The organism is Xanthobacter sp. BG11Y11_SDJG (assembly GCF_057364445.1).
The window spans coordinates 21,392-46,117 of record NZ_JBNFNU010000004.1 but is presented as its reverse complement, the minus strand read 5'-3'; the positions used below and the strand labels follow the sequence as shown (position 1 = coordinate 46,117).

The following is a 24,726-nucleotide window of genomic DNA, read 5'->3' as shown; positions in this document are numbered from 1 at the left end:
GATCACCCCGAGGAGCGCGGCGGCCACCGCCCGCCGCACCCGCCTGCCTCTCCCACCGCTCATGCGAGGGAATGGTTCTTCAGCGGCAGTTCGCGGATGCGCTTGCCGGTGGCGGCGAAGATGGCGTTGAGCACCGCGGGCGCGGCGACCGCGATGGTCGGCTCGCCCACCCCGCCCCAGAACCCGCCGGACGGCAGGATGATGGTCTCCACCGCAGGCATGGCCGCCATGCGCATGACCTCGTAGGTGTCGAAATTCTCCTGCTCCATGCGCCCGTCCTTCACGGTGCATTCGCCATAGAGGCAGGCGGAGAGGCCATAGACGAAGGAGCCCTCCACCTGGCGCTCCACCTGGGCCGGATTGACCACGTGGCCGGGGTCGGTGGCGGCGACGATGCGGTGGATCGTCAGCGTCCCGTCGGCGGCCACCGAGACCTCGGCGGCGGCCGCCACATAGCTGCCGAAGCCCATGATATGGGCGAGTCCGCGGTGGATGCCCTCGGGCGGCCGGGTGTCCCAGCCGATGCGTTCGGCCACCGCCTCCAGAACCGCGCGATGCTTCGGGCGCTCGGCCATCAGCCGGCGGCGGAAGGCGAGCGGATCGACGCCCGCCGCATGTGCCAGCTCGTCCATGAAGCATTCCACGTAGATGGCGTTCTGATTGAGGTTCACGCCCCGCCAGAAGCCGGGCGGCACCGGCGGATTGCGCATGGCGTGGTCGATGAGGAGGTTCGGCACCGCGTAGCCGAGATGGCCCTCGGAATTCGTGGCCGTGAGCCCCTGGAACACCACCGGATCCATGCCGCCCTGCATGCCCTCCGGGCGGACCGCGGCGAGGATGGACTGGCCGGAGATGCGCATGTGGAGCGCCACGAGGTTCCCCTGCGCGTCCAGCCCCCCGGTCATGCGCGCCCGGGTGATCGGATGGTAGGCGCCGTGGAGCATGTCCTCCTCCCGGCTCCACAGGAGCTTCACGGGCACGCCGGGCATCTGCTTGGCGATCAGCACCGCTTGGCGGACATAGTCCTGAAAGTTGCCGCGCCGCCCGAAGCCGCCGCCGAGGTGCAGCTTGTGGACCTCGCACCGCTGCACCGGCAAGCCGGAGGCCTCCGCCGCAACGGCGAGGCTCGCCTCGCCGTTCTGGGTGGGCACCCACACCTCGCAGCGGTCCGCCGTGACCAGCGCCGTGGCGTTCATCGGCTCCATGGTGGCGTGGTTCTGGTAGGGCACCGCATAGTCGGCGGTGATGGTGCGGGCCGCGCGGGCCAACGCCGCCTTCGCGTCTCCCTGGCGGTTGCCCACGAACGCCTCCGGCGCGTCGAGGCCGGCCTTCAGCTGAGCGGCGATGTCGGCGCTGGAGAGCACGCGGTTCGGCCCCTCGTCCCAGGTGACGGGCAGGGCGTCGAGCGCGGTCTTGGCCTGCCACCAGGTTTCGGCCACCACCGCTACCGCGGTGTCGTCCACCCGCACCACCCGGCGCACGCCGGGCATGGAGCGGACCTTGGCCTCATCATAGGCTGCGAGCCGGCCGCCGAACACCGGGCAGGCTTTCACCGCCGCGTTCAGCATGCCCGGGAAGGCGAGGTCGGCGCCGTACACCTGCCGGCCGTTCAGCTTGTCCGCCGTGTCGAGGCGCGGCAGGGGCTGGCCGATGATGGTCCAGTTCTTCGGCTCCTTCAGCACGACAGCGGCCGGCGGCGGCATCCGCGCGGCGGCGTCCGCCACCTTGCCATAGGTGGTGGTACGGCCGGAGGGGGCGTGCGAGATGACCCCCTTCTCGGCACTGCATTCGCCGGCGGGCACGCCCCACGCCTGCGCGGCGGCGGCGATCAGCATGGTGCGCGCGGCGCGCCGCCCGCTCGCGCACATACTGGTGGGAATCGCGGATGCCGCGGCTGCCGCCGGTGGAATAAGAGCCCCAGACCCGGTTGCGGGCGAGGTTGGCGCCCGGGCCGGGATATTCCGTCGTCACCGTCGACCAGTCGCAGCCGAGTTCCTCGGCCACCAATTGCGCGAGCCCAGTCAGCGTGCCCTGGCCCATCTCCGAGCGGGCGATGCGGATCACCACCGTCTCGTCCGGGCGGATCACCACCCAGGCGTTCACTTCCGGTGCGACGGCCGGCGCGCTCTGCGCGAGCGCCGCGTCGAGCGGCAGGTGGAAGCCGAGGGAGAAACCGCCGACGGCGGCGGCGCTGCCGACCACGAAGGCGCGGCGGGAGAGGCGGGAGCGCGCGATTTTGGCATGTGCTGTCATGGTCGCCTCCTCAGCCGGCCTGGGTCTCGCCGGCAGCCTGCTTGATGGCCGCGCGCACGCGGTTGTAGGTGCCGCATCGACAGATGTTGGTGATCTCGGCACTGATGTCGGCGTCGGTAGGCGCGGGCGTCTGCTCCAGCAGCGCCGCCGCGGCCATGATCATGCCGCTCTGGCAATAGCCGCACTGGGGCACGTCGAGCGCGAGCCACGCTTTCTGCAGGGGGTGGCTGGAATCCGGCGACAACCCCTCGATGGTCACGATCTTCTGGCTCTCTTCCACCGCGCCGACCGGCAGCACGCAGGAGCGCGTGGCGACGCCGTCCACATGCACGGTGCAGGCGCCGCACTGGGCGATGCCGCAGCCGAACTTGGTGCCGGTCAGGCCCACCTGCTCCCGGATCACCCACAGAAGCGGCGTGTCGGGGTCCACCTCGACGGTGCGAATCTGGCCGTTGACGGTCAATCGCGCCATGTCTTTCTCCTGGCCGTGTGCGGGGAATGCCCGTCGCTGCGGACCCATGGATGCTAGGCGTAAAATGTCGCAGACCTTTGCCCGGGCGACCCGGGATTGTCGCAGAGTGTGCCAAGAGCGGGCCGCTGCGACGAACGACGACGATTGGCGCCGGCACGCCCTGCCGGTTCCCGGCGCGAGGCCCTCCGGGACTCCTTGGTCTCGGCCGCAATCACTTCTCGGAGCTTGTGCGCGAGAACGAAGGCCGTCTTTTACTGCACGTCCAGATAACGGGAGAGCTAAAGGGCGCTATGCCCTTGGCGCCGTTGACGAAGATCGCGATGGCAAGGAGTAGTCGCGGATCGACAGCTTGCGGCGGGCAAAAATGTTGCCGACTTGATCGAGACCGTGCGCGGCATGGGCTATCACCTCGGCACCCCGGAAGGGCCCGCACAGGAGCGCGCTGCTGCGCCATATGATCATAGACCTCGACCGGCAGATCGTGCGCACTGGCGACATCGACCTGACCATGCTGAGGAAGGCAGACCCGTCAGCAACCTTGACCCCGACGCCTTTGCGGTACTGGCGCGCAATCGCATTGAAAATGCGCTGAAGCACGGGGTACCAGACACGCCGGTCCATGTGCGCCTTGATGCGGGCAGACTCGATATTGCCAACCACGGTGCGGTCGTTCCCGCCGAACGGCTGGCCGTGTTGCTGCGGCCGTTCGAGCGCGGGTCGACGGGGGCGGACGGCTCAGAGCTCGGCCTTTTGCTGGGCCTTGCCTCGGCCATGGTCCCCGTGCTCGGCGGAACGGGCCTCATCTTGTGGCTGCGGCGGCAGTTCCTGCGGCAGTCCGCGCCGGCGCTGAAGCCCATCCTGTCGCCGGCCGAGATCATGACGTTGCACGCCATCGCCGAGGACCTGAAGCGGTCGAACCGCTCGATCGCCGCGGTGAAGCTGCCCGGCCGCTCCAACTCCGTTCAGGACGCCATGGGTGTCGGCAAGGCGGGCGATGCTCCGAGCTGGCTTGCGCGGATCCTGTCGCCCGGCGCACTGGCGAGCGCCGGCGCCGCGGCTGGCAGCGCGGGCGGATGGGTCGCTCTGCCGCCGGCGCCGGCCTGGGCGCTCATTTGGGCCGCGTCATCGACGCCATGCGGCAGGCGGGCCTGCAGAGCGTGGACGACATCGTGAAGGATGCCATGCTCAATCCCGAGCGCGCCCGCGCGTTGCTGGCGAAGGTGGGCGGCGAGCCGACGAAGGCCCAGGCCGTCAGCCTCGCTCGGGTTTACATGCGGGCCGCGCTCGGCCTCGGCGATGTGGATCAGCGGCAGGAGCCCGCCCCTGCGCCAGCCTCTGGCGGCTCTCGCGCGGCCCCGCAGACGGCGACGCGGGCCGAGCGTCTGTTTGGTACGGAGCCCTGACCATGGTGGCGCTGCGCAACGGTCGCAGGGAACGGTTCGCCCAGCACGTGGCCGAGGGGAAGGCCGCATCCGAGGCATACGGCGAAGCGGGCTTTCGAGCGAACCGGAAGAATGCGCACCGGCTGGCAAGCGATCCCGGCGTGCGGGCTCGCATTGCCGAACTGCAGGAGAGGGCCGCCATGCGCAGCGAAATCATCCTGGCCGAGGTCACGGAGAGCCTGCGCCGGATCGCGCAGAAGGGCGAAGGCCTCGGCGAGGCCTCCGGCCTGGCTGTCGCCCGCGCGGCGCTTATGGACGCGGCCAAGCTGAACGGCCTCGTGGTGGACAAGAGCGAGAGCGTGAACATCGTCCACACGATCAGCGATGAGCCGATGTCCGAAGCGGAATGGGTGGCGGCGTATGGGGCGGGGAAAGGTCGGTCCGCTGAATGACCGCTGCCGACACTTTGCGGCGGGCCTCGGCCTCACATTCGATGAGAGTGAGGCTGTGCGTTGGGCAGCCAGCCTGTGTTCCAAGCTCGTATTGCTGTTCCCCCACGAACTTGATACGCCCGCTAACGCGCCGTTGCGAAGGTGCGGAGACACGCTATAGGCAACGCTGGAAGAGGTGCCTGTTTCGCCATGACCGATGCACTTATGTCATTGAATGATCGCGAGGAGGCGCTTTCAAGAGCCTATGTCGCTGCCGTGGCCGCGGGTGCGGGTTATGTGACCGCAGAGCAGAATATAGATCGCGATGGTGTTGACGTGCAAATCAGAGCCGGCGGAGCGATGAGGCCATCACTTGACGTCCAACTTAAGGCAACAATTAACCTTGTTGATAGGACGGGCGACCACTTTCGCTACCCACTGAAGCGCGGAAACTATGATTTTTTACGAGAAATAACCATGGTTCCGCGTATTCTTGTTCTGCTCTCGCTGCCGTCTGACCGGTCGACTTGGTTAAACATTACGGCTGAAAATCTTATACTAAGGCGGTGCGCGTATTGGGTTAGTTTGGCGAAATTTCCAGAGACCGAAAATAGTGAAAGTGTTACCATTTCTATTCATAAGGACAATCGTTTCGATGTGGATGGCTTAATAGCCCTAATGGAACGAGCCAGAAGCGGAGGCGTCGCATGAAGGCACAGATCCTTGACGCTGAAGCGCTCCGCGCTGTCTCGCCCGCAGCGCTTGCAGCGTACGCCAGGGGCGAGGGGTGGGTGAAGACGGACACGTTTGGTGCGCACGCCGATGTGTATGCGGCAGCAGGAAAGCCTGAGATTATATTGCCGCGAACCGATCGGTTGGGCGACTATCCTTCGGCAGTTTCCCGCTTGATTGACATTTTTTCCAGCGTCACGGACCGTGATGAACTTGTAACCTACCGCGATCTGGTCATTGCCGATAGAGATGTCGTGCGTGTTAGGGCCTTTGGTAGCGAAGACGATGGATCAGTCCCTCTCGATGCGGGAGTTAAGATCGTGGCGCAGGCCCGCGACATGTTGCTCGCGGCAGCTTGCGCTGTACGGGCACCGCAGCCCCTCTATCGCGCGGGCGCAAATCGCGAAGCTATCGACTATCTGCGGCGCGTGAAGCTCGGGCAGACGGAACAGGGCAGTTTTGTAGTAACCCTGCTGGCCCCGGTACCTCCCTTGCTTCAGCTTGCTCTGAACCAGACTTGGGCCAATTTCCACGATGAACCGATGGAGCGCATGGTCACCCGCCGCCTCGTGGAGGCACTTGAGGCGGCGCGCACAGCCGCAGAGATGGCCTTATCTGGCGATGCGGAAGCCTTTGAGGCCGCCATTGGTTTGGGAGTGAGCGCGAACCTTTGCGAGGCTGTGGCTGGGCTTATCGAACAGTCGGACGGTCTCGATATCAGCGTGACATGGGCGCGGACAAGGCCAGCCCCGGAATCTCATCGAAAAGTCGCTTTTTCGCAAAATGATGCTGATATCTTAAAGGAAGCTGCTCGTAATTTCAGACTTAAGCAGCCCAAGGCCGATGTCACGCTTTATGGTACGGTGCATAAACTGAGACGTGATCAGGATGAAATTGAGGGTGTTGTAACTCTTAAGGCGATTGTTGAAGATAAAATGCAATCTGTTAGAGCGGTTCTGGATCAAGCAAACTACAGCACTGCTGTTCAGGCTCATGATGCTCAAAAACAGGTAATTGTAAGTGGGGATCTTGAGCGGGTTGGCCAGCGTTGGCAACTTACCAATGCCACTGTTAGAGAATTACTTTCGGCCGACGAATCTGACGAGCAGAGTGAATAATCTGACAACGCGGGATTTTCCAGGCACTCTTGCAGAAAAACTGACGACGCTCGGTGACATGGCTATCGGTCAGCTTCTGACTTCAAGCGACGAATAGAAGGTCGCAATCCACTGCCGCTTCAACTGGTCAAACGCGACCCTACTCGACAAGCCAGGTGCCCAGTCCCCAGGAAGAAAGGCGTTGATCTGCTCTCCAACCTGCACCGCTAGTCGCCCCATCTCCGAGGCGACAGCTTCGAGAGTTGCAGGCTCCATAAACGGGCCGATGACCGCATCCCCGTCTTTTTCTGGTCGCATCATCCAAGCCGATTTCATGGTCGGGTGGCCGGCCAGCTCGGAGAACATTTCGTAAATCTCTGCGCGGCGTTTGGTGACGAAGCCGTCGCGGGCATCCAGCGCCTTACGCACTTTCACGGGCGAGAAATCCTTCATGCGCGCCTTCTTGTCGGCGAGTCGCCAGCGCTCGATGATGGCTCGATCGCCAGCGAAAAGGTTGAGCAGGAACACCGTCTCAAGCACGTCGCGGAGGATTAGCGCACTATTCTGGTGATATCCGGACAGCGCAAGCTTGAGGCTTGCCCCAAACGCGTTGAAGGTCCGCATCGCTAGCACCTGAGCGACCTTCAGGTTTTCGTCGCCGGTGTTGAGTTGGCGGAAGGTGTCGGCCAGATCCATCGCCGCTTCGACTACGGCAACGTGCAATTGGAGCTGATCGCTCTGGGCAAGGATTTCAAGCGCCTTTACCCGAAGCTCCTCCTCGCCGCGATGCAGAAGCGCAAGGTTGTCCGGAATGGCGTTGTCATGGGTCACCACCATCTCATCGCCCCTTCCACGTTCTTGTTTGCCTCGGGCACTTTGCCGGCAGCTGCGAGGCGGATCCATTGGCGTGTCGTGAAGCCAGGCGCGCCACTAGGGACTGGCTCGGGGCGTATCGGGGGTTTGCTCGACATGCGCGATCCTCCTAGGCCAGCAGATCGTTCCATTCCGGATGGCGCCGGAAGCGCGCCGCCACGTACGAGCACAGAGGGGTGATCTTCCAACCCTCGGCCCGCGCCGCCGCCACGGCGGCATCCATGAGCCGCGCCGCGATGCCTTGGCCCTCGAAGGCGGGCGGGACGCCAGTGTGCGTGATGATCATGCGGCCGTCGGCGCCCCGGCGGTACGCCATCTCCGCCACGGCACCGCCCTCGAGATCGATGAAGTAGCGGCCCCCGCTTGGCCCTTCCTCGTGCCGCACGTCATGCATCACGTCCGCTTCTCCTTCTCCGCCATTTCGTGCGCATGATCCTCGCGGGCTGTCATCCGCGCAATGGCCTTAGCGAGGCGACCAGTCCGTGTGCGGCGCAGGTGTAGGCAGCCGAGGGCGACGCGCTGCGGGCAGGGGTAAAACGGCAACGGTTCACGCCAACGGATGCATCGGAGCCGGGGCGCCATCATCAAACCAGTCGACCGGGGCAGAAAAGCCAAAATAGTGCTGCTGCAGCGACCAGCTGCGGAACGCGGCTTCCTCGAGGGCGTGCAGATAGAGAGTGGTAAAGTTCTCGCAGCTCCCGAACGAAATGGCGACGAAGCGCCCCTTGCAGAGATGGGCTGTCAGCGCGTTCATCGCCTGGAAGAAGGGTGTCACATCTGGCCGCTTCCGGTCGTCCATTTCGAAGGATACAGTACGACCGTCGCTGAGTGTGACCACACCAACGAGCAGATCAGGCTTTGTGGTCTCCGTGACCGATTGCACCACGAAGTCGCCGCAGGCAAGGGCCTCCAACTCACGAACGTGCTCAGGTATATATTCGCCGGGATTGCATTCATTCACAGTCCAGATGTCGAGCGCATTCTTAAATATCGATCGAGAGTGTGTGTCGATAAGAACGTTTATTGACTGATCGTCAATCGTTGAAAATTGGGGCTGACTGCGAATTTTTTCTCGGAGTTCATGAAAGAATATATTTTCTGTAGAAAGCATCTCTAATATTTCAAGATCAACGGAGATTTCCGGGGGTGCCTCTGGCGTGCTTGCGAATATGCTCGCAAGATCATCGCCTTCGTGCCGCTCCGCGATGCTGCATATGGCCCGGAACACGATGAGGTCACGGTCCAGAGTGGGGTTGATCCGAAATCCCGCATTCTCCAGTCGCTTGAGCGAGGCGCTAACAAACTGCCAATTCTCTTCGTTTGCCAGAAAGTCGTGCGTATTATCTTTCCGTATGTTCAGTCTAGATGGGGTAGCAAACGGGGTGCGGCCGGAAATTTTCGCCCAGATCCAGGAGAACAATATATTTGCCATCGCCACGCCCCCGCTTGTCGTCGCTAGCGTAGCGCTGCTCGGGGCCGCGGGCGATCTATTTATTGCGGCGCGCAATGGTCTCGGCCGCCGCGATCACCCATGAACGCCGCCGGACACACGCAGCTGTCCACGACCCAGGGCTACGACCGGAGCATGGTGCAGAAGACGGCGAGAGTGGCGAAGTTGCGCGTCGCGAGCCGCAAGAACTCATCGCATGTCGACGCGGGCGCCGGCATCTAATTTTGGTATCTGGTACTGGCCGCCCAGAGCGTGTTTCTGAACATGCTGCCCTTCGGTCCCTTGCGGTAAATTGGCGGCGTGCACAACGCTTCATGTCAGATTGGTGCGGCCGCCTGCGAGCGGCGCAGCCGCGGCGGGCTGGGCGAGGTGAGCTCGTCGTCGATGAACTCCATCCGGTCCTTGCCCCAGAACATCTCGTCGCCGACGAAGAACATCGGCACCCCGAACGCGCCCCGGGCGATGCCGCCGTCGGTCTCGGCGATCAGCTCGTCGCGGACCTCCTCGCTCTCCACCAGCGCCGCGAACGCCGCCGTGTCGACGCCGAGCTCCGCGGCGATGGGCAGAAGCCCCGCGAGCTCGCCAACGGAGGCGTCGTTGCGCTCCCAATAGGCGGCGAAGATCTTCTCCATGAACGCCCATTCCCTGTCGAAGCGCCGCATGGCAAGGGCGCCGCGCAAGGCCGGGCTGGTCTTCATGGGGAACTTGGTCGGCATGGAGAAAGGCAGATCATACTTCCTAGCCCAGCGCATCAGGTCGGCCTTGCGAGCACGCAGCTTCGCCTTCGGCTCCTCCATCAGCACGTAATTCTCCTTGCGGAACACGTAGCCGAGGTTGAAGGGATGCGGCACCACCTTGGCGCCGTGCTTCGCGGCGATCGGCTTGATGAGATGAAGCGCGAAATAGCTGTTCGTGCTGCCCAGATCCCAATAGAAATCAATGACTTTACTCATGGGAACCCTCCCATTGTCAGCAGGTTCGAGGAACGGACGGCGCGTCGTACTAGATCACGCCGGCTTGTGACAGCCGCGCCAACTCCTCGGAAGACAGGCCGAGGATGTCGGTGAACACCTCGCCATTGTGGAAGCGCGGAATCGGCGCCTGCTCGGTGTAGCTGGTCTCGGCCTGCGAGAACTTCACAGGGAAGGCGGGCGCCACCGCTCCGCCCGCCTGCGGCGCGAGCGGATTGACGAGGGGCTCCAGCATCCGCCGGGCGATCATGTGCGGCCAGGAGGCCACATCCTCGATGCGGCGGATCGGCCCGCAGGGGATTTCCCGCGCATCGAGCGCAGCCACCGCATCGGCCGTGTCGCGGACCTCGGTCCAGGCGCGCACCAGGCCATCCACCTGATCGTTGTTGGCGATGCGCCAGCCCCGGCTCATGTGGTCCCTGCACTGCAGGAGATCGTCCCGGCCCATCACGCCGAGCAAGGCGCGCCAGTCCTCCTCCGTGCCGGCGCCGATCGCCACCATGCCGTCGCGCGTCGGATAGGTGTTGAACGGGGAGAACCGGGCGATGCGGTTGCCCTGCCGAAGCGGCAGGCCGAGCGTGCCGTAGCAGTCGAACGGCTCGTCGAACATCAGCGAGACCAGGCAGTCGGTCATCGACACGTCGATGAACTGGCCAGCGCCCGTGCGTTCGCGCTGATAGAGCGCGCCAAGCACGGAGGCGAAGGCGAAAGTGCCGGCTATGCCGTCGGAGAGCGGCGAGCCGGTCTTGCTCGGCGCGCCGTCCGGCTCGCCGGTGATGCTCATGAAGCCGCTCGCCGCCTGCACCATGAGGTCGAAAGCCTTCCGGTGACGCTCCGGGCCGGTGGAGCCGTAGCCGGTGATAGCGCAGTGGATGATGCGCGGATTGCGCGCCTTCATCGTCTCGTAGGTGATGCCGAGCCGTTCTGTGACGCCGACCCGGAAGTTCTCCACCACCACGTCCGCCTTCTCCACCAGCCGCAGGAACAGCTCGCGCCCCTCCTTCGACTTCAGATCGAGGCTCACTGACTTCTTGCCGCGCGCGCGCTTGAGATAGGCGATGCCCACGTCCTCCGGTGCGGCGCGCGTAAAGGACACGCCAGCCGCGCCGAGATAGGGCGGAGCATCGAAGGTGGGGTCGCCCTTGGCCGGGTCGTCGATGCGGATTACCTCGGCGCCGAGCGCGGCGAGGAACAGCGTCGTCTGCGGCCCCGACAGGAAGCGCGAGAGATCGAGCACCCTCACGCCCGAGAGAATGCGGGCCTGCGCCGCATGCGAGTCGATGTCGTCTTGGTCCGGCGATGGCTTCAGCATGGGGTGGCCGCGTTCGAAAGGGAGCCCCGAGCCTCTCGTCTGCGTGTCCTGGTGTCCAATATCGGGCGCGTCCCGTTTGATACGCGGGGCGACTTCAAAGGGTGGAGGAGCCGGCTACGAACCACAGCGCGGACCTGCTAGATATCTCCTGCATGAGCATCGAGCTTCGCCACCTCCGCTATTTCGTCGCCGTCGCGGAGGACCTGCATTTCGGGCGCGCCGCAGAGCGGCTTGGCATCTCGCAGCCGCCCTTGAGCCAGCAGATTCTCGCCCTTGAGCGCATCCTCGGCGCGCGCCTGCTGGAACGCACCAACCGGCGTGTTGCGCTCACCGATGCGGGCCGGCTGTTCCTCGCAGAGGCGAAGGAGGTTCTGGCGCGCGTGGACCAGGCCGCCGCCATGGCGGAGCGGGTGCACCGGGGCGAGGCCGGCGAACTGCGCGTCGGGTTCTTCGGGTCGGCGCCGTTCGTCACCGACTTCCAGCGCCTCATCTACACCTTCCGCAACGCCCATCCGGACGTGCACTTGGACCTGAAGGAACTGCCGACCTTTCAGCAGGTGGACGCGCTGCTGGAAGGCCGGCTCGATGTCGGCTTCGTGCGGCCGCTGGAGCCGGCGCCGCAGGCGCTGGCGCTCACCGAGCTCTGCCGGGAGCCGCTGATGGCGGTGATGCGCTCGGACCATCCCCTCGCCCGCAAGCGGGGCGCTCTGCCCATGTCGGCGCTGGCCGGGGAGCCGTTCGTGCTCTATGCGCGCGGCATCGGAACGGGGCTCTATCAGCAGGTGATCGACCTGTGCCGCAACGGCGGCTTCACCCCGCACGTGCGGCAGGAGGCGAGCGCAACGCCGACGATGATGGGCCTCGTCGCCGCAGGCCTCGGCGTGTCGATCCTGCCGGCATCGCTGGAGCGGCTGAAGTTCGACGGCGTGACGTTCCGCCCGCTGGCGGACGAGGGCGCGGTGACGGGCGTGTGCCTGGCGCGGCGCTATGACGACCGCTCTGCCCTTGTTCGCGCCATCTTCAACGCCGCTGAGCGTCTGAAGCGGAGCGGAGGCAAGGACGCGAAGGGCTGACCGGCTACCCCGCCTCCTGCGTGGCCTCTTCAAGGGTCGGATCGCGCACCAGGACCTGCTCGGCATAGAGCCGTGCGATCTCGGCACCGGAGAGGCCGAAAGCCTTCAGAACCTCCTCGTTGTGCTCGCCCAGCCGGCCGGCTTTCGGGCCGTCGTCCGCCGCCCAGGCGGAGAAGCGCATGGGCATGCCGGGCACGTCGAAGCTGCCGATCGCCGGGTCGTGGACGCGCCGAACCGTGCCGCGCTCCTTCAGGTGGGGCTGCGCCACCACCTCGCCGAGCGTGAGCACCGGGGCGGCCGGGACTCGCTCCTGCTCCAGGGTCGCGAGACAGTCCTCGCGAGTGCCGACATGCGCGAGCCAGTCTTCGAGGATGATCTTCAGGGCGTCGTTGTTCGCCTTGCGCAGGCTCGCGGAGGCGAAGCGCTCGTCCTTCAGCAGCTCCGGTCGGCCCATGGCGGCAACCAGCTGCGGCCACTGGTGGGCGAGCGACATCAGCGTGATGTACCGGCCGTCGCCGCAGCGGAAGATGCCTGTCGGGCCGCCGTCCGGATGCTGCGAGCCGGTGCGCTTCGGCTCGTAGGCGCCGCCGCGTAACGCGATGCGCGGTACGCTCGCCTCGTGCATATGGAAGTAGGTGTCGACCAGGGTCGCCTCCACATGCTGGCCCTCGCCGGTGCGCTCGCGGTGGAGCAGCGCCGCGACCACCGAGAGCGCCGCCGAGACCCCGGTCGAGACGTCGCCGATGGCCATCGTGATCATGGCCGGGCTGCCGTCCGGGTCGCCGACCAGTCCGGTGATCCCCGCATAGGCCTGGCCCATATAGTCATAGCCCGGCCTGTCGGCGAGCGGCCCGCTCTGGCCCGCGAGCGAGATCGAGCACATGACGATACGCGGATTGATGGCCTTCAGGTCCTCGTAGGACAGGCCCGCGCGCGCCATCACGCCTGGGGCGAAATTCTCCACCACCACATCGGCCTGGCCTATCATCGTGCGTAGGAGCGCGCGCCCTTGCGGGTGCTTGAAGTCGAGCGCGACGCAGCGCTTCGAGTGATTGTGCTGGAAGAAATAGGTGGAGTGCGGCGCCGCGCCCTTCGGCGCATGCTGCGCCTTCAGGCCCTGCACCCTGGCCCGGTCGCCGAACGGGGCGAGTTCCACCTTCACCACGTCCGCGCCCATCTCCGCCAGCAGCCGGGTGCAGGTCGGGCCGGCGACGAACTGCGTGATGTCGATCACCTTGTAGCCGGTAAGCATTGCGGGGCGCGGATCCATTCCTCGGCTCCTGATGGGCTGTCCCGGGACGAGCGGTTCCCCTGCTTATGAAAGCCGGCGGCTAGGCAGGTCCAATATTCGCGAGGTCTGCTTCAAGTCGCGCGAAGACATGTTGGCAGCCGGATGGCCGCTCCAAGTCGCGTCGCCTATCGAACCAAACCTCGAACGTCTTGGACGCAGTGGCATCCCCTTTCTAGCGTTTCATGGACGGGGGACATTGCCGTGCTCGATCTCTATTTCTGGACTACGCCCAACGGCTACAAGGTCACCATCCAGCTCGAGGAGCTGGGGTGGGCCTACAACGTCGTTCCGATCCACATTGGCAAGGGCGAGCAGTTCGCGCCGGCCTTCCTGAAGATCAGCCCGAACAACAAGATCCCCGCCCTGGTCGACCATGAGGGCCCAGGCGGCGCGCCCTACACGCTGTTCGAGTCGGGCGCGATCATGATGTATCTGGCGGAGAAGAGCGGCTTCCGCTTCATGCCGCAGGACCTGCGCGCGCGCTACGACGTCATCGAGTGGCTGATGTTCCAGATGGCGGGCGTCGGCCCGATGCTGGGGCAGGCGCACCACTTCCGGCGCTATGCGCCGGAAACCATCCCTTACGCAGTGGAGCGCTACACCTCGGAGGCGGCGCGCATCTACCGCGTGCTGGACCGCAGGCTCGGCGAGGTGGAGTACCTCGCTGGCGACTACTCGATCGCGGACATGGCGGTCTATCCCTGGCTGCGCGCCCACGACTGGCAGGGGCAGAAGCTCGAGGACTTCCCCAACATCCAGCGCTGGTATGCCGCAGTGCGTGCGCGCCCGGCAGTGCAGCGCGGCCTCGCGGTGCTCAAAGAGCGCCACGAGCGCAACAAGGCGAAGCCCGAGGGGGCGGCGTGGGACGCGCTTTTCGGCAAGACCCAGTTCTCGGATGACGCCTCTCGCGCCAACGAGCGGCAGGATCAAGCGACCACGCGCTGAACCAGACAAGGGGACGGCTTCTGCCGGCTGTCCCCGCAAAACAATGGCAGGTCAAGTCGGGCTCAGCCCGGGGAGGAAGAGATGAAGAGGTTTCTGCTCGGGGCGGTCGCCGCCGCGACCACCATGCTCCCGCTTGCCGCCGACGCCGGCGCGCAGACATTTCCCGACCGCGCCATAACCATGGTGGTGCCCTATGCCGCCGGCGGGCCGACCGACACCGTGGCACGACTGGTCGCCGACGCGATGAGCCGCAATCTCGGCGGCCGGATCGTGGTGGAGAACATCTCCGGCGCGGGTGGGACGCTGGGCGCCGGGCGCGTGGCGAAGGCCGACCCCAACGGCTACACGCTGCTGCTCAACCACATCGGCCAGGCGACCGCGCCGACGCTCTATCCGAATGCACCATACGATTCCCAGGCCGCCTTCGAGCCCATCGGCCTGATCGCGGACGTGCCCATGACCATGGTCTCGCGCCCCGACCTGCCACCGAAGACGCTCGCCGAGCTGATCGAGTACGCGCGCAAGAACAGGGACAAGATCACCTACGCCAATGCCGGACCCGGCACCGCGTCGCACCTGTGCGGCATGCTGTTCATGGACCTCACCGGCCTCGACGTGACCACCGTGCCTTACAAGGGAACCGGTCCGGCCATGATCGACCTCATCGGCGGCCAGGTGGACTTCATGTGCGACCAGACCACCAACACCACGAGCTACATCCGCGCCGACAAGGTCAAGGTCTATGCCACCACCACCGCCGCGCGCCTGCCCACGCTGCCGCAGGTGCCAAGCGCGGCGGAATCCGGGGTGCCGGACCTCAGGCTCACCATCTGGCACGGCCTCTATGCGCCCAAGGGTACGCCTGCCCCTGTGGTGGCGAAGCTCCAGCAATCGCTGCTCGCGGCCCTTGAGGACCCGCAGATCAAGGAGCGTTTTCAGGAACTGGGGGCTCTCGTGGTGCCGCCCGGCGAGGTGACGCCGGCAGCGCTGAAGGCGAAGCTCGCCGCCGAGACGACTCGCTGGCGCGCCGTGCTCGGATCTGGGCAAGCCTCACGCAACTGAACGCCTGAGCCGTGCTCTCGCTTATGCCTCGCTACGCGATTTCGAGTTCGTCGATTGACGGCAGGGCGCTTCGATTTGGCGGTTCCCCCGTCTCCCGACGTCCACTCGTCGCCTATTCCGGCCCGGTAGCCGGACGAACTCGCCATCGTGATGACGGGTCATTTCGCCTCCGACGAGAGGCAGGATGAGCTGCCGGGGATCGGGCACGGAACGCGGCACCGGCTCCCTCAGGACGGCCAGCGGCAGTTGAACTTCGAGTGCGCCCAGCAGCAGGGGCAGCGAGACAGGGCCCAGTCGCCGCCCGCTGTCTTTGTCCTATGCCTCGAGCTTTCCGGTGTAGCCATCCTGCAGACCAGCGCGCTCATCGACATCGAGCTGGGTGAAGCCGAGCGCCACGCGCCGCGCCTTTAGCGCAGCCATCAGGCTGGCATAGTCCCAGCAGACGGCGAGCGGCTCGACGGTCATTCCCTGCGAACTACCCGCTCGGCCATGGGCATAACGGCGCGGGGGCCGCTGCAGTCTGGGCAGCTGAGCACCACCTTCGCCTTTGCGCTGATCGTGATCTTCCTGTCGCTCGCCGCTTTGTTCAACAGCTTCCGCGATCCGGTCGTGATCCTCCTGTCGGTGCCCATGTCGCTCGCCGGCGCGCTCCTCTTCATCAGCCTCGGCGTCGGCGGAGCCAGCATCAATATCTATACCCAGGTGGGGCTTACCACGCTCATGGGGCTCATCAGCAAGCACGGCATTCTGATGCTGGAGGTGGCTAACGAGCTTCAGCTCGAAGGCAAATCCAAACGCGAGGCCATCATCGCGGCGGCGACGCTCCGCCTGCGGCCGATCCTGATGACCACGGCGGCCATGGTGCTCGGCGTCGTGCCGCTGATCTTCGCGTCCGGCGCCGGCGCCGCCTCGCGCTTCAATTTGGGCCTCGTCATCGCCACCGGCCTCGCCATCGGCACGCTGTCCTATGTTCTGATGGGTCAGACCCACCGCGCCGGCGCGGCGGAAGCGGCCGTTCCGGAATCAGCTCCGGCACAACAGGCCGGGATGTAAGGCCCCGGCCGGCGTGTCCGGGGCGCGTCCCGAGGCTCTACCCTGACGCTGGCGCCGATCGGGTCCGCTTGATGTCACGGGACATCCGGCCGGCCTCGGATCGCGAGGCCCGGTCAGATGCGCCCCTTCCCGCTCCGCGGCACGACACAGCCACGGCGCTCAGCCATAGGTCAGCTCGGCAATTCGCGTTAGATGGTGCGGACCGCAGGATCCTCCAGCCACGGCGCCCGGCGCCGACGAGGCGCCATCGGCACCACCGGCCCCGACCAGCGCTTAGCTGAGGAAGGCGGACGGCGCGCCGGTCAGGCGACCCCCCTGCTGCGCGGGAACAGGCGCGCGGCCGCATCCAGCAGATCGTGGTGCAGGAACGGCTTCTGAAGCACCGCCACGGAGCGGAACGCACTCGGCAGGTTGGCGCGGTCATAGCCGCTGACGAACAGGAACGGCACCTTGCGCCGCGCCAGCGCCTCGGCGACTTCGCCCACCGGCTCGCCGCGCAGATTGCCATCAAGGAAGGCCCCGTCCAGGGGCACGCTCTCGATGATTTCGAGCGCCTGGGCGCAGGTGCCCGCATGGCCGACGATCTGCGCGCCGGCATCCTCCAGCACGCTCGCCAGCTCCAGCGCGACGAGGGGCTCGTCCTCGATCACCACGAAGCGGCACCCGGCGAGCCGGCGGTCGGCCCGCCCGGGTCGCCGGGACCTCAGGCGGCTCATCGACCCGCGGGGGCTGGAGCGCGGCGGGCGACGGCTCGCGAGGAAGCGGCAGCCGGATGTGCCAGGAGATGCCGGACGGGCCGATGCTCAGCCGCGCATCGCCCCCTTCCGCCCGCGCGCCCTGCTCCACCAAGGTGGTGCCGAAGCCGCGGCGCGAGAAGGCCTTGGGCGGCGGCGCCCCGCTCTCCACCCAGTCGAAAACGAGCCGCTCGTCCTCCGCGCGCCAGGCGATGTCGACCCGCCCGGCCTCGCACGAGAAGGCGCCATACTTGGTGGCGTTGGTGCCAAGCTCGTGCACGATCATGGCGAGATGCAGCGCGAGCTGGGGCGGCAGCATTACGGCGGGACCGCACGCGGACATCCGCTCGGGATCGAACGCGCCGAGGCGCAGCTGGTCGTCGATCAGTTCGGAGACGCTCGCACCGTGCCAGCCGGACGAGCTGAGCAAAGAATGGGCGCGCGAGAGCGCCTGGATGCGGCTCGAGAAGGTGCGGGCGAACTCCGCCCCGTCGGCGGAATGGCGCAGGGTCTGGGTGGCGATGGCCTGCACCGTGGCGAGCGTGTTCTTCACCCGATGGTTCAGCTCGCCGATCAGCAGGCGCTGGGTCTCTTCCGCGTGGCGGCGCTCGGTGATGTCGAGGATCTGCGCGTTCAGCGAGGTCAGCCGGCCCCAGCGGTCCAGCAGCACCGACAGGCACCATTCGCATTCCGCCCGCGCGCCGTCGGCGCGCCGTGCGGCGGCGAGATGGACCTTGCGGGGACTGCGGCTGGCCGCGAGTTCGGCCGCCATGCCGGCGATGGTGGCGGCATCGGCCTCGCAGATCCAGCCCGTCTCGGCGGGCGTCCGGCCGAGCATGTCGCGCGCCCGGAACCCGAACATGCGCTCGGCGCCCTTCGACCATACGGTGACGCGCAGGTCGGCGTCGAACTCCACCACCGCCAGCGGAGCGTTATCCCGATGGGCCTGGAGCCGCTCGAGCGCGGCGGACAGGAGATCGGCCGACCGCGCCAGCTCGTCGCGCTGGCGTGCCAGATCCTGGCGCTGGCGCGCGAGCTCGAAGAACACGTTGGCCTTGGTGCGGAGCATCAGAGGGTCGACGGGCTTCAGGAGATAGTCGACGGCGCCGGTCTCGTAGCCGCGGAAGCGGCGATGCTCGTCGGTGGCGACGGCGGTGAGGAAGATGATGGGGATGGCGCTGGTCCGCTCGGTGCTGCGCAGGATCTCCGCCAGCTCGAAGCCGTCCATTTCCGGCATCTGCACGTCGAGCAGCAGCAGCGCAAATTCATGCTGAAGCAGCAGTTCCAGCGCTTCGGCGCCGCTGGAGGCCATGATCAGCTCGAGCCCCTCCCGGCGCAGAAGGGCCTCGAGCGCGATCCGGTTGGTTTCCAGATCGTCGACGATCAGGAACTTGATCGGCTCAGGCGAGGACATGAGCCACCTCCCGCGCCGCGTCGGCGGTCATCCGGTGACGGTAGATGCGCTCCGAGGGGGCGAATCGACGAATGCCTGGGACCAGCGGGAAAAGCGCAGCGTCTCGCGCGGCCCAAGGCCGAGGAAGCCGCCGTGCACCAGGGCGTCGCGGAACAGGCCGAGGGCCCGATCCTGGAGCGGCCGGTCGAAATAGATCAGCACGTTGCGGCAGGAGACGAAGTGAATCTCCGAGAACACCTCGTCGTTGGCAAGATTGTGCGAGGTGAACACCACCCGATCCCTGAGGCTCTTGTCGAACACCATGCGGCCGTAGCCGGCGGTGTAGTAGTCCGAGAGCGAGGACTTCCCGCCCGAGGCGCGGTGGCTCTGCGTGAACTGCACCACCCGCTCCAGGTCATAGACCCCGGCCTCGGCTCTGTGAAGCGCCACGGGATTGATGTCGGTGGCATAGATGACGGCCTTGCCTTCGAGCCCCTCCTCCCGCAGCAGAATGGCCAGGGAATAGACCTCCTCGCCGCTGGCGCAGCCGGCGATCCAGATCTTCACGGAGGGATAGGTGCGCAGATGCGGCACCACGGTCTCGCGGATGGCGCGGAAATAGGACGGGTCGCGGAACAGCTCGCTGACCTGCACGGTGAGGATGTCCAGAAGCCGGGGCAGAAGCTCCGGCTCGTGGAGGATGCGGCCCTGGAGCTCCGTCAGCGTGGCGCAGCCGAACTCCTGCCGCGCGCGCTCGAGACGCCGGGCCATGGACGAGGCGGAATAGCCCCGGAAGTCGTAGTGATGGCGGCGGAAGATCGCCTCCAGCACCAGATGCTGCTCGATGTCGGCGGTGGTCTGCGTCACCTCCGGTTCCTCGTCTGTGTCGGGGACAAGGGCATCGCTCCGCGCCACTGCGTCCGCTCGGTTCATTTCGGCATCCACACGCGCACGAGGGACAAGAGCTTGTCCACGTCGAACGGCTTGGCAAGATAGTCGTTGGCGCCGGCCGCCAGGCACTGCTCCTGGTCGCTCACCATCGCCTTGGCGGTGAGCATGATGACGGGCGTGTTGCGCCAGCGCTGGCGGGTGCGGATCTCCCGGGTGGCGGCGAGGCCGTCCAGCTCCGGCATCATCACGTCCATCAGGATGATGTCGCACGCCGCCACCTCGCCGCGCTCCATCCGCTCGAGCGCGGCGAGCGCCTCGCGGCCATTGCGGGTGATGTCCAGGTGGGCGCCGTGGGGCTCGAAGATGGAGGTGAGCGCATAAACGTTGCGCACGTCGTCCTCGGCGATCAGGATGCGCCGGCCCTCCAGCGTCGAGTCCCGGTTGAGCGAGAGCGCCAGCATGCGCTGCTTCTCCCGCGGCAACTCGGCCACCACCTGGTGCAGGAACAGCGTCACCTCATCCAGGAGGCGCTCCGGCGACTTCGCCCCCTTGATGATGACGGATTTGGAATAGCGGCGCAGCCGCAGCTCCTCCTCCTGCGAGAGATCGCGTCCGGTGTAGACGATGACCGGCGGAAACGAATACGCGTCGTCATTGGCGAGAAGCTCGAGCACGTCGAAGCCGGACGCGTCGGGCAGGCTGAGGTCCAGCACCACGCAGTCGAAGGTCTGGGCGCCGAGCCGCTCCAGCGCGGCGGCCGCGGTGCCGACGCCCTCCACCTCCACGTCGCGCGTGGCGAGAAGCGCCTTCATGCTCTCCAGTTGCCGGTCGTTATCCTCCACCACCAGCACGCGGCGCAGCCGCTGCGACAGGCGCTTCTCCATCCCTTCGAGCGCGCCGACCAGTTCGTCGCGGCGCACCGGCTTCAGCATGTAGCCGATAGCCCCCAGAGAAAGGGCGGTGTTGGTGTAGTCGCTGACCGAGACCACGTGCACCGGGATATGCCGGGTCTTGGGATCGTGCTTCAGCCGGTCGAGCACCGAAAGGCCGGTGTGGTCGGGCAGGCCGATGTCGAGAATGACCGCATCGGGCAGATAGGTGCGCGCCAGCTCGACGCCCTCGTCCGCACTGTGGGCGACCAGGCACTGGAAGCGCACTTCATGGATGAGGTCGCACAGGATGCGCGCGAAGGCCTCATCGTCTTCCACCACCAGGATGGTGCGGCGTTCCGCGTCGAGGCCGTCGCGATCGTCCCACAGGCCGCGCGGACGGGGCGCGGGCGGCTCGGCTTTGGGATCCGCAGCAGGCGACGCAGCCGGCGCCGCCTCGACGACAACGGCGCCGGACCGCGGCTCCACCCGATCAGCGTCGTACCGCTCGGGAATGATCAGCGTGAAGGTGCTGCCCTCGCCCGGAGCGCTGTCCAGCTCCACCGACCCGCCCAGCAGCCGCGCCAGTTCGCGCGCGATGGACAGGCCGAGGCCGGTGCCGCCGTACTTGCGGTCGATGGTGCCGTCCGCCTGCCGGAACGCCTCGAAGATGAGCCCGTGCTGCTCGGGGGCGATGCCGATGCCGGTGTCGCGCACCGAGAAGGCCACAAGGCCGTGCGGCCGCCGCACCAGGCTGAGCACCACCTCCCCGGCATCGGTGAACTTGATGGCGTTGGACAGGAAGTTGCGCAGGATTTGCTCGAGGCGGACACTGTCGGTCTCGATCTCGCCGGGGGCGTCGGCGGCCGTCTGGGTGCGGAAGACGAGCCCCTTCTGCTGCGTCTGGGCCTGGAAGGAGGACGCCAGCTTGTGCATCAGCGACGGCACGCGCACCGGCGCCGCATGGACCTCCACGTGCCCCGCCTCGATCTTCGAGATGTCGAGGATGTCGTTGATGAGGGTCAGCAGGTCGTTGCCGGAACTCTCGATGGTCTGGGCATATTTGATCTGCTCGGCGGACAGGTTGCCGTCGCGATTGTCCGCCAGGAGGCGGGACAGGATCAGCAGCGAATTCAGCGGCGTGCGCAATTCGTGGGACATGTTGGCCACGAATTCCGACTTGTAGTGGTTCGCCTGGGCGAGGTCGCGGGCGTGCGCCTGCAGATCCTTCTGCGCCCGCGTGAGGTCGTCCCGCTGCACCTCGAGCTGGCGGGCCTGCTCCTCGAGCTGGGCATTGGTCTGCTCAAGCTCGGCCTGCTGTCGCTCCAGGCGCTCCTGCGATTCCGTCAGCGAGCGGCTCTGCTCCTCCAGTTCCTCGTTGGCGCTGCGCAGCGCGTCGCTCTGCGCCTGCAGCTCTTCCGACTGGCGCTGTGTCTCCTCCACGAGATCCTGCAGCCGGTGGCGATAGCGGGCCGAACGGATGGCGATGGCCACCGAATGCGCGAGCCGCTCCAGGAGCATGAGCTCGTCTGGCCCAACCTGTCGGGCAAAGCCGAACTCCAGCACCGCCTTCAGCAGCCCGTCGGCTTCGGCGGGGACGATCAGCAGACTGGCCGGCGCGCGCGCCCGAGGCTGGAACCATAGGAAATATACCCCTCCGGCACCTGGCGGACGAGGAAAGAGCGCCGGTCACGCGCCGCCTGGCCGATCAGGCCCTCCCCCAATTTGAGGCTGCTCGGCGCCGCCTCCGGATCGGGCAAGGCGTAGGTCGCGCCCCGGGTGAGCGCATCCGCCTGCACCAGATAGAGCGCGGCCACCTGGGCGTTGAGATACTCGGCCAGGAAGGTCGTGACGCGCTCGCTCAGCTGGTCGAGCGTCACCTCGCCGGACATGCGTGCGGCAAGGCCGGCCTGCGCCGACTGGAACCATTCCTGGCGTTCCAGCGTCACCTTGCTGGATATGAAGTAGTAGCCGGTCGCGGCGATGATCCAGGCGGTGCCGAGGCCAAGCAAGCGGTTGGTGAGCGCCAGCAGGGGATCGACCCCTCGCGGGGGCGCGTAGACCAGACCGCCGGAGATGAGCAGCGTGACGAGAGCGGCGATGGCGAGCGGCAGATGCCGGCTGCGCCCCAGATAGGCCAGGGCCACCGGTAGCACGTAGATTACCCACACGGCCGCGCCGATCGGCTTCAGGATATCGGCGACCAGCGTGCATAACGTGAGGGCGACGAGCAGGGCGGAAAGGATGAGGTCGGACTTACTGGATCGCACGCCAGCCATTGAAATGCCTTCCGCACCAAAATCGAACGACGCAACGCCCTCGGCCTTCCGCATGATCGCCCCCGATGAAATGAAGGGCAACGCGCTCCCCATGACGCAGGGCACGCCGCTCCCTGGCGCGCCCGGCCGACCGAAGACCGATTGAGATCAATGAGGCATAGACCGATCCGAAGGCCGAAACGCCGCGCACGGCGTCTGGTTCCAGGCGGGAGGAATTTTTTTCGCGCAGATTTGCATCGGTGCGGCCGGGACGGGGCGACAGCGCGGCAACATCCTGGGCCCCCCACTTTGGGGCCGGCTTCAGTTGCTCCGCCGCGTGCGCGATCTGGAAGCAGGCGTTTTCGGCCGCCTGAGGGATGAGACGGGAGCGCCTGAAGCCCAAGCGCGCCATCGCTTCCAAGGCGCAGCTTCCGGCAGTTCCGTTCGAGCATCGGCCCGAGCGGCGCGCCCCCAGGATGGTTCCGACGGCGCTGCCGGGCCACATGGCGTTCCCGGTGGAGGATGGCGCCGTCCGGTGATCGGGCCGGGCAGGAATGGCCTCCCAAGAGGGCGATCACTGCCCCTGCCGGGCCTCACCGAGGAACGCCAATGTCCGTTCCCGGCTGCGGGACCGGCCCCATATGGGGCGAGCGCGAGCCCACGGAAATCCTGGAGTTCGACAGCGACCCACAGCCAGCGACCGTTGCCAGCATAACGGCAATCATCGCCACTTTCCCGATCTTGCGCATCCCGGTCCCCTGAGTTTGGTCATGCAACCACAGCGTAGCAGCCCTTGCGGAATACGCTACCAGAAGAGCATGACACGCTGCGTGGCACGTTGCTCCTGATTAAGGCTCACGCATTTGGAGGACGGTATCCGACCAGATTGCCTTGCAAGCTGGTCGGCACCTGCTCTGACCCGCGCTGCGGGCGCCGGCTTGGTCCTATTGCCCGATCAGATGGCGGCATCCGCTTTCGGCAGCCGGGATGAACAGTCCATCGCTGGGCAGCGTGGCGAGGAGCTTGTACATGTCTGCCGGGCCCTTGGATTCGGCCGGCGATTTCACCTCGAACACATGCATGTCGGACACCACGCGCCCATTCGCCTGGATCTTCGGGTTCTGGATGATGTTCCCGGTGATGGGCATGGCGCGCATCTTGGTGGCGATGACCGTCGGATCGTCGGTCTTCGCGTCTGCCACAGCCTTCAGATAGTGCGTGGTGGCCACATAGGCGAGCGCATGGCCCATGGTCGGCACCTTGCCGCCATTGCGCTCCATGAAGCGCTTCGACCAGGCGCGGGTCTCGGGATTGAGGTCCCAGTAGAAGTTGGCGGCGAGGCGCAGGCCCTGGGCCGCATCGAGCCCGAGCGCGGTCACATTGTTCTCGAACACCAGCATGGTGGCGAGCTTCGCCTTGACGCCGAACTCCCTGGACTGCTTCACGGTGTTGACGAGGTCGGGACCGGCATTTGCGACGCCGATCACGTTCGCACCCGAGGACTCCGCCGCCAGCAGAGGCGACGACAGATCGACCGCGTTCAGCGGATGCTTCACCTCGCCCAGCACCTGCCCGCCGGCGGCCTTCACAGCCTTGCCCGCATCGTTCGCGAGCGTCTGGCCGAAGACGTAATCGGCGACGATGAAGAACCAGCGATTGCCGCCGGTTTCCACCACGCCCCGCGCCACCGAGCGGGCCAGCTCGGCGGTTGAGGGGGCCCACTGGGTCCCATAGGGCGAGCACTGGTCACCGGAAAAATTGGGCGCGTAGCCGCCGCTGACCAGTGTCGTGATGCCGCGCTCGCGCGCGATCGCCTGCACCGCGAGACCCACCGAGCTCGACCCGCCCGGCAGGAGAACCTTCACGCCGCGCGTGTCGATGAACTGGCGCGCCTGGGTGGAGCCGATGTCGGGCTTGCCCTGGTGGTCGGCTTGGATGACCTCGATCTTGCGCCCCAGCACGGAGCCGCCGAAATCCTCGACCGCCATGGTGGTGGCGAGCACGGTGCCCGGCCCGCCGTTTCCGGAATAGGTGCCGGACATGTCGTCGATGACGCCGATGCGGAAGGGCTCGTCCGCGGCGCTCGCCGCCCCCATGATGGCCAGTGAAAGCGCGGCAACCCACGCTGACTTCACGCGAAATCTGCTCATTTTTGTTCCTCCCTTTCGTCTTGATTTTGACCGC

General features: G+C 66.3%; 23 protein-coding genes and 2 pseudogenes. 10 read left to right on the top strand and 15 right to left on the bottom strand.

The window, feature by feature from the left end:
- Positions 1 to 59: 59 nt before the first annotated feature.
- Together AC2W7M_RS01580 and AC2W7M_RS01575 are read right to left on the bottom strand one after the other, a co-directional pair.
- A pseudogene (locus tag AC2W7M_RS01580) lies at positions 60 to 2,253 on the bottom strand (xanthine dehydrogenase family protein molybdopterin-binding subunit).
- Between the two features lie 10 nt (positions 2,254 to 2,263).
- Complete coding sequence (locus tag AC2W7M_RS01575) at positions 2,264 to 2,725, bottom strand: (2Fe-2S)-binding protein (protein ID WP_486129524.1); 462 nt, start codon at positions 2,723 to 2,725, stop codon at positions 2,264 to 2,266.
- A gap of 375 nt (positions 2,726 to 3,100) precedes the next feature.
- Between AC2W7M_RS01575 and AC2W7M_RS01570 the strand changes: the two genes are divergently transcribed.
- The 5 genes from AC2W7M_RS01570 to AC2W7M_RS01550 all read left to right on the top strand — a co-directional run bounded on the left by AC2W7M_RS01570 (position 3,101) and on the right by AC2W7M_RS01550 (position 6,388).
- Complete coding sequence (locus AC2W7M_RS01570; RefSeq protein WP_486129523.1) at positions 3,101 to 3,898, top strand: ATP-binding protein; 798 nt, start codon at positions 3,101 to 3,103, stop codon at positions 3,896 to 3,898.
- On the top strand, positions 3,883 to 4,128 hold the full coding sequence (locus AC2W7M_RS01565; protein ID WP_486129522.1) for a hypothetical protein: 246 nt from the start codon (positions 3,883 to 3,885) through the stop codon (positions 4,126 to 4,128). The genes AC2W7M_RS01570 and AC2W7M_RS01565 overlap by 16 nt, the downstream gene beginning before the upstream one ends.
- A gap of 2 nt (positions 4,129 to 4,130) precedes the next feature.
- Positions 4,131 to 4,559: a terminase small subunit gene (locus AC2W7M_RS01560; RefSeq protein ID WP_486129521.1), complete on the top strand. Its 429-nt coding sequence runs from the start codon at positions 4,131 to 4,133 to the stop codon at positions 4,557 to 4,559.
- A 189-nt stretch (positions 4,560 to 4,748) separates the two neighbouring features.
- Positions 4,749 to 5,249: a DUF4365 domain-containing protein gene (locus AC2W7M_RS01555; protein WP_486129520.1), complete on the top strand. Its 501-nt coding sequence runs from the start codon at positions 4,749 to 4,751 to the stop codon at positions 5,247 to 5,249.
- Positions 5,246 to 6,388 (top strand): hypothetical protein, encoded by a 1,143-nt coding sequence (locus AC2W7M_RS01550; RefSeq protein WP_486129519.1) that lies wholly within the window; start codon positions 5,246 to 5,248, stop codon positions 6,386 to 6,388. Before AC2W7M_RS01555 ends, AC2W7M_RS01550 begins: the two co-directional genes overlap by 4 nt.
- Positions 6,389 to 6,457: 69 nt before the next feature.
- Here the strand turns inward: AC2W7M_RS01550 and AC2W7M_RS01545 are convergent, their stop codons facing one another.
- The 5 genes from AC2W7M_RS01545 to AC2W7M_RS01525 all read right to left on the bottom strand — a co-directional run bounded on the left by AC2W7M_RS01545 (position 6,458) and on the right by AC2W7M_RS01525 (position 10,973).
- Positions 6,458 to 7,204, bottom strand: coding sequence for a hypothetical protein (locus AC2W7M_RS01545; RefSeq protein ID WP_486129518.1), 747 nt, complete (start codon positions 7,202 to 7,204; stop codon positions 6,458 to 6,460).
- 145 nt (positions 7,205 to 7,349) lie between these two features.
- Positions 7,350 to 7,634 (bottom strand): GNAT family N-acetyltransferase, encoded by a 285-nt coding sequence (locus tag AC2W7M_RS01540; RefSeq protein ID WP_486129517.1) that lies wholly within the window; start codon positions 7,632 to 7,634, stop codon positions 7,350 to 7,352.
- Positions 7,635 to 7,787: 153 nt separating this feature from the next.
- Positions 7,788 to 8,678, bottom strand: a complete 891-nt coding sequence (locus AC2W7M_RS01535; protein WP_486129516.1) for a hypothetical protein — start codon at positions 8,676 to 8,678, stop codon at positions 7,788 to 7,790.
- Positions 8,679 to 9,007: 329 nt separating this feature from the next.
- The gene (locus AC2W7M_RS01530) at positions 9,008 to 9,643 is read right to left on the bottom strand and encodes a DsbA family protein (protein ID WP_486129515.1); all 636 of its coding nucleotides are present in this window, start codon (positions 9,641 to 9,643) and stop codon (positions 9,008 to 9,010) included.
- 49 nt (positions 9,644 to 9,692) lie between these two features.
- A complete protein-coding gene (locus tag AC2W7M_RS01525; RefSeq protein WP_486129514.1) occupies positions 9,693 to 10,973 on the bottom strand; it encodes a CaiB/BaiF CoA transferase family protein in 1,281 nt (426 codons plus the stop codon).
- Positions 10,974 to 11,125: 152 nt separating this feature from the next.
- Here AC2W7M_RS01525 and AC2W7M_RS01520 point away from each other — a divergent pair, with 152 nt between their 5' ends.
- Positions 11,126 to 12,046 (top strand): LysR substrate-binding domain-containing protein, encoded by a 921-nt coding sequence (locus AC2W7M_RS01520; RefSeq protein ID WP_486129513.1) that lies wholly within the window; start codon positions 11,126 to 11,128, stop codon positions 12,044 to 12,046.
- Between the two features lie 4 nt (positions 12,047 to 12,050).
- On the opposite strand, the gene AC2W7M_RS01515 is transcribed toward AC2W7M_RS01520, so the two are convergent.
- Entirely contained in the window at positions 12,051 to 13,316 is a 1,266-nt protein-coding gene (locus AC2W7M_RS01515; protein WP_486129512.1) for a CaiB/BaiF CoA transferase family protein, read from the bottom strand.
- 222 nt (positions 13,317 to 13,538) lie between these two features.
- On the opposite strand from AC2W7M_RS01515, the gene AC2W7M_RS01510 reads away from it, so the two are divergent.
- Positions 13,539 to 14,282, top strand: coding sequence for a glutathione S-transferase N-terminal domain-containing protein (locus AC2W7M_RS01510; protein WP_486129511.1), 744 nt, complete (start codon positions 13,539 to 13,541; stop codon positions 14,280 to 14,282).
- Between the two features lie 81 nt (positions 14,283 to 14,363).
- The gene (locus AC2W7M_RS01505; RefSeq protein WP_486129510.1) at positions 14,364 to 15,344 is read left to right on the top strand and encodes a tripartite tricarboxylate transporter substrate-binding protein; all 981 of its coding nucleotides are present in this window, start codon (positions 14,364 to 14,366) and stop codon (positions 15,342 to 15,344) included.
- A 315-nt stretch (positions 15,345 to 15,659) separates the two neighbouring features.
- Here the strand turns inward: AC2W7M_RS01505 and AC2W7M_RS01500 are convergent, their stop codons facing one another.
- Positions 15,660 to 15,809: a helix-turn-helix domain-containing protein gene (locus AC2W7M_RS01500; protein ID WP_486129509.1), complete on the bottom strand. Its 150-nt coding sequence runs from the start codon at positions 15,807 to 15,809 to the stop codon at positions 15,660 to 15,662.
- A gap of 51 nt (positions 15,810 to 15,860) precedes the next feature.
- Between AC2W7M_RS01500 and AC2W7M_RS01495 the strand changes: the two are divergent.
- Positions 15,861 to 16,397: pseudogene (locus AC2W7M_RS01495) on the top strand (efflux RND transporter permease subunit); the annotation flags it as partial.
- 302 nt (positions 16,398 to 16,699) lie between these two features.
- On the opposite strand, the gene AC2W7M_RS01490 reads toward AC2W7M_RS01495, so the two are convergent.
- From AC2W7M_RS01490 to AC2W7M_RS01470, 5 genes are all read right to left on the bottom strand, one after another.
- Positions 16,700 to 16,930: a response regulator gene (locus tag AC2W7M_RS01490; protein WP_486129508.1), complete on the bottom strand. Its 231-nt coding sequence runs from the start codon at positions 16,928 to 16,930 to the stop codon at positions 16,700 to 16,702.
- Positions 16,905 to 18,545: a sensor histidine kinase gene (locus tag AC2W7M_RS01485; protein WP_486129507.1), complete on the bottom strand. Its 1,641-nt coding sequence runs from the start codon at positions 18,543 to 18,545 to the stop codon at positions 16,905 to 16,907. The genes AC2W7M_RS01490 and AC2W7M_RS01485 overlap by 26 nt, the downstream gene beginning before the upstream one ends.
- 27 nt (positions 18,546 to 18,572) lie before the next feature.
- Complete coding sequence (locus AC2W7M_RS01480) at positions 18,573 to 19,391, bottom strand: CheR family methyltransferase (RefSeq protein WP_486129506.1); 819 nt, start codon at positions 19,389 to 19,391, stop codon at positions 18,573 to 18,575.
- A gap of 62 nt (positions 19,392 to 19,453) precedes the next feature.
- Positions 19,454 to 21,805 carry a response regulator gene (locus tag AC2W7M_RS01475; RefSeq protein WP_486129505.1) on the bottom strand — a complete coding sequence of 784 codons (2,352 nt, stop codon included), beginning with the start codon at positions 21,803 to 21,805 and terminating at the stop codon, positions 19,454 to 19,456.
- Between the two features lie 80 nt (positions 21,806 to 21,885).
- Entirely contained in the window at positions 21,886 to 22,617 is a 732-nt protein-coding gene (locus AC2W7M_RS01470) for a hypothetical protein (RefSeq protein WP_486129504.1), read from the bottom strand.
- 302 nt (positions 22,618 to 22,919) lie between these two features.
- On the opposite strand from AC2W7M_RS01470, the gene AC2W7M_RS01465 reads away from it, so the two are divergent.
- Entirely contained in the window at positions 22,920 to 23,081 is a 162-nt protein-coding gene (locus tag AC2W7M_RS01465) for a hypothetical protein (RefSeq protein WP_486129503.1), read from the top strand.
- A 405-nt stretch (positions 23,082 to 23,486) separates the two neighbouring features.
- Here the strand turns inward: AC2W7M_RS01465 and AC2W7M_RS01460 are convergent, their stop codons facing one another.
- Positions 23,487 to 24,692 carry an ABC transporter substrate-binding protein gene (locus tag AC2W7M_RS01460; RefSeq protein ID WP_486129502.1) on the bottom strand — a complete coding sequence of 402 codons (1,206 nt, stop codon included), beginning with the start codon at positions 24,690 to 24,692 and terminating at the stop codon, positions 23,487 to 23,489.
- Between the last annotated feature and the right edge of the window lie 34 nt (positions 24,693 to 24,726).

Bases quoted from the DNA above. Each gene is read 5' to 3' on its own strand.
- AC2W7M_RS01550 (WP_486129519.1), top strand. From the start codon at position 5,246: ATGAAGGCACAGATCCTTGACGCTGAAGCGCTCCGCGCTGTCTCGCCC.
- AC2W7M_RS01475 (WP_486129505.1), bottom strand. From the start codon at position 21,805: ATGCTCCTGGAGCGGCTCGCGCATTCGGTGGCCATCGCCATCCGTTCG.
- AC2W7M_RS01525 (WP_486129514.1), bottom strand. From the start codon at position 10,973: ATGCTGAAGCCATCGCCGGACCAAGACGACATCGACTCGCATGCGGCG.
- AC2W7M_RS01485 (WP_486129507.1), bottom strand. From the start codon at position 18,545: ATGTCCTCGCCTGAGCCGATCAAGTTCCTGATCGTCGACGATCTGGAA.
- AC2W7M_RS01470 (WP_486129504.1), bottom strand. From the start codon at position 22,617: ATGCGGAAGGCCGAGGGCGTTGCGTCGTTCGATTTTGGTGCGGAAGGC.
- AC2W7M_RS01560 (WP_486129521.1), top strand. From the start codon at position 4,131: ATGGTGGCGCTGCGCAACGGTCGCAGGGAACGGTTCGCCCAGCACGTG.
- AC2W7M_RS01520 (WP_486129513.1), top strand. From the start codon at position 11,126: ATGAGCATCGAGCTTCGCCACCTCCGCTATTTCGTCGCCGTCGCGGAG.
- AC2W7M_RS01505 (WP_486129510.1), top strand. From the start codon at position 14,364: ATGAAGAGGTTTCTGCTCGGGGCGGTCGCCGCCGCGACCACCATGCTC.
- AC2W7M_RS01575 (WP_486129524.1), bottom strand. From the start codon at position 2,725: ATGGCGCGATTGACCGTCAACGGCCAGATTCGCACCGTCGAGGTGGAC.
- AC2W7M_RS01555 (WP_486129520.1), top strand. From the start codon at position 4,749: ATGACCGATGCACTTATGTCATTGAATGATCGCGAGGAGGCGCTTTCA.
- AC2W7M_RS01515 (WP_486129512.1), bottom strand. From the start codon at position 13,316: ATGGATCCGCGCCCCGCAATGCTTACCGGCTACAAGGTGATCGACATC.
- AC2W7M_RS01500 (WP_486129509.1), bottom strand. From the start codon at position 15,809: ATGACCGTCGAGCCGCTCGCCGTCTGCTGGGACTATGCCAGCCTGATG.
- AC2W7M_RS01530 (WP_486129515.1), bottom strand. From the start codon at position 9,643: ATGAGTAAAGTCATTGATTTCTATTGGGATCTGGGCAGCACGAACAGC.
- AC2W7M_RS01545 (WP_486129518.1), bottom strand. From the start codon at position 7,204: ATGGTGGTGACCCATGACAACGCCATTCCGGACAACCTTGCGCTTCTG.
- AC2W7M_RS01460 (WP_486129502.1), bottom strand. From the start codon at position 24,692: ATGAGCAGATTTCGCGTGAAGTCAGCGTGGGTTGCCGCGCTTTCACTG.
- AC2W7M_RS01465 (WP_486129503.1), top strand. From the start codon at position 22,920: ATGAGACGGGAGCGCCTGAAGCCCAAGCGCGCCATCGCTTCCAAGGCG.
- AC2W7M_RS01540 (WP_486129517.1), bottom strand. From the start codon at position 7,634: ATGCATGACGTGCGGCACGAGGAAGGGCCAAGCGGGGGCCGCTACTTC.